This window comes from Dactylosporangium aurantiacum (assembly GCF_000716715.1).
GTDB lineage: Bacteria > Actinomycetota > Actinomycetes > Mycobacteriales > Micromonosporaceae > Dactylosporangium > Dactylosporangium aurantiacum.
The window spans coordinates 1-2,541 of the sequence record NZ_JNYJ01000115.1; the positions used below are offsets into that span (position 1 = coordinate 1).

Annotated in this window: 2 protein-coding genes; both read left to right on the forward strand. The window is 70.4% G+C overall.

Annotation, left to right across the window (positions count from 1 at the left end; translation table 11 throughout):
• Positions 1-130: 130 nt before the first annotated feature.
• Positions 131-1,639: an IS21 family transposase gene (gene istA, locus OP18_RS50445; RefSeq protein ID WP_033367913.1), complete on the forward strand. Its 1,509-nt coding sequence runs from the start codon at positions 131-133 to the stop codon at positions 1,637-1,639.
• The gene (gene istB / locus OP18_RS50450; RefSeq protein ID WP_033367915.1) at positions 1,636-2,430 is read left to right on the forward strand and encodes an IS21-like element helper ATPase IstB; all 795 of its coding nucleotides are present in this window, start codon (positions 1,636-1,638) and stop codon (positions 2,428-2,430) included. The genes istA and istB overlap by 4 nt, the downstream gene beginning before the upstream one ends.
• Positions 2,431-2,541: the final 111 nt, after the last annotated feature.

Here is a 2,541-nt window from a genome sequence, read left to right on the forward strand (position 1 = left end):
TGTCCGCGGCCACGGAATACTCCCCACAGGCGGCCATTTAGCGCCCCGCTGGTGGCCACGGTTCTCCCCATAGGCGGCCAGATACCTCCCCGCTGATCATCAGCGGATGCCGGTCGGCTTGGGTCGGCCGGTGAAGAGCGGCAGGGAGATCGTGGAAATTTTGGAGGCGTACGACCTCACGGGCAGTTACCGTGCGGCGGCCGAGCTGGCGGGGTGTGACCACCACACCGTGGCTCGGTATGTGAAGTTGCGCAACGAGGGCCGCAGCCCGCAGGAGCGGACGCATCGGGCTCGTCCGATCGACGAGTTCATGGACAAGATCGAGGAGCTGGTGGCCCGATCGGGTGGCCGGGTCCGCGCGGATGTGGTGCATCGGCGGATCACCGCGATGGGGTTCACCGGTGGGGAACGCACGACCCGGCGGGCGGTCGCTGCGGTGAAGCAGACGTGGCAGGCCGGTCGACGGCGGGTGTTCCGGCCGTGGATCCCGGAGCCGGGACTGTGGCTGCAGTTCGACTGGGGCGAGGGCCCGCGCATCGGCGGGCGGCGCACGGCGTTGTGGTGCGCGTGGCTGGCCTGGTCGAGGTTCCGGGTGGTGATCCCGGTGTTCGACAAGACCCTGCCGACGATCGTGGCCTGCCTGGACGCGACGCTGCGCCGGCTGGGCGGGGTCCCGGGCTATGTCCTGACCGACAACGAGAAGACGATGACCATCGAGCACGTCGCCGACATCGCGGTCCGCAACCCGGAGATCGTGCAGGTCGCACGGCACTACGGCACGACGATCCGCACCTGCATCCCGGCGGACCCGCAGTCCAAGGGCGGGTCGGAGAACGCCGTGAAAATCGCGAAAGCCGACCTGGTGCCGACCGCGGCGAACCTCCTGCAGGACTACCGCTCCTTCGCCGAGCTCGAGGCGGCCTGCCGTGAGTTCACCGACCACGTCAACGGCCGCGTCCACCGAGAGACCCGCCGCCGGCCGGCCGAGGCGCTGCTGGAGGAACGGGGCCGGCTGCATCCGTTGCCGCAGCAGCCGTTCACGGTCGCGTTCGGCACCACCCGCAGGGTGAACTGGGACTGCACCATCTCCGTCGACGGCGTGCGCTACTCGGTCCCGCACGAGCTGGTCGACACCCGGGTCTGGGCCCGGTTCCACGGCGACGAGCTCATCGTCACCGCGGTCACCGACACCGGCCCGGCCGAGGTCGCCCGCCACCCTCGGGCCCAACCGGGCAGCCCGTCGATCCTGGACGAGCACTACCCGCCCCGGGCCCGCCGATCCGACACAGAGGACCGCACGCCGCGGGCGAACACCGCCGACGAGGCGGCGTTCCTCGCGCTCGGCCCGGGCGCCGCGGCCTGGCTGGTCGAGGCCGGCGCGGCCGGGGTCCGCCGGGTCCGGCGCAAGATGGCCGAGGCCGTCGCCCTGGCCAAGCTGCACGGCGTCGCCGCCGTCGACCAAGCCCTCGGCGTCGCGGCCCTGGCCGGCCGGTTCGCCGACAACGACGTTATCCGCATCCTGGCCCACCAGCGCGACCACGACAGCGAACCCACCCGCGCCAGCGAAACCCACAGCCTGCAACCCGGCACGTCGGCCTGGGCCGCGTTCGGCACCACCACGACAGGAGACCAGGCATGAGCATCACCGGACTGCGGCCCGTCACCGGCACCACCGGCGACCCCCTCGCCGAGGCCATCGAACTCACCAAGCGGCTGAAACTGCCCCACATCCGCCGGGCGATGGCCGACCTGATCCCCACCGCCAAGGCACAACGCTGGGATCCCGCTGAAGTTGTCCGGGTCCTGCTCGCCGAGGAAGCCGCCGGCCGGGACCAGGCCAACCTACGGACCCGCCGCAAACGCGCCACGTTCCCCGCCGGCAAGACCTTCGGCGACTGGGACGAGGCCGCCTCGTCGATCCCACGCCCGACCCAGGACGCGCTACGCACGCTGGAATGGGTGCACCGCAAGGAAAACCTGTCGATCTGCGGACCGTCCGGCACCGGCAAAAGCCACTTCTGCGAAGCCCTCGGCCAGGCCGCCGTCGAGGCCGGCATGACCGTCGCCTGGTTCACCATCGAAGACCTCGGCGTCATGGTCCGCCGGCACCGCCCCGACGACTCCGTCACCCGCGCCATGGCCCGACTCATCCGCACCGACCTGATCATCGTCGACGACATCGGCCTACTGCCCGTCTCCGCCGACGCCGCCGAAGGGTTCTACCGCCTGGTCGACGCCGCCTACGAGCGCCGAGCCTTGGCCGTCAGCAGCAACCTGCACCCGTCAGGCTTCGACGAGATCATGCCCAAGACCTTGGCCACCGCCACCGTCGACCGGCTCCTGCACCACGCCCATGTCGTCGTCACCCAGGGTGAGAGCTTCCGACTCAACCAAGCCACCAACGGACGAGGAGTCAAACGACTGCACTAACCAGCACCACCCACGGCGGGGAACTATCTGGCCGCCGACGGGGAGAAATTCGTGACCGCCAGCGGGGAGAACTACTGGCCGCCACCGGGGAAGTCCAACTGGCCGTTGACA